This is a genomic window from Selenomonas sp. oral taxon 138 str. F0429 (genome assembly GCF_000318175.2).
Lineage (GTDB): Bacteria > Bacillota > Negativicutes > Selenomonadales > Selenomonadaceae > Centipeda > Centipeda timonae.
In genome coordinates, this window is the sequence record NZ_KB290936.1 from 1 (window position 1) to 542 (window position 542).

At 51.5% G+C, this 542-nt stretch carries 1 rRNA gene; it reads right to left on the bottom strand.

What is annotated here, in order from left to right:
- Positions 1 to 542: ribosomal RNA gene (locus tag HMPREF9163_RS04845) — 23S ribosomal RNA — on the bottom strand; the annotation flags it as partial.

The following is a 542-nucleotide window of genomic DNA, read 5'->3' on the forward strand; positions in this document are numbered from 1 at the left end:
TGCCGCGGCTTCGGTTCTGTGCTTTAGCCCCGGATATTTTCGGCGCAGGGCCTCTCGACCAGTGAGCTATTACGCACTCTTTTAATGGTGGCTGCTTCTGAGCCAACATCCTGGTTGTTTTCGAAGTCCTACATCCTTCTCCACTTAGCACAGCATTTGGGACCTTAGCCGGCGGTCTGGGCTGTTTCCCTCTTGAATACGGGTCTTATCACTCGCATTCTGACTCCCAGGCTGCCCATATGAGCCATTCGTAGTTTGACTGGGGTCGGTAGGCTTTACGCCCCCTTGCCCGATCAGTGCTCTACCGTCTCTATGGTTATTCGCCTGAGGCTAGCCCTAAAGCTATTTCGGGGAGAACCAGCTATCTCCACGTTCGATTGGCATTTCACCCCTATACACATCTCATCCCAACATTTTTCAACATGCACGGGTTCGGTCCTCCACTCATTTTTACCTGAGCTTCAACCTGGACATGTATAGATCACTGTGGTTTCGGGTCTAATCCATGCTACTTTCGCCCTCTTAAGACTCGCTTTCGCTTC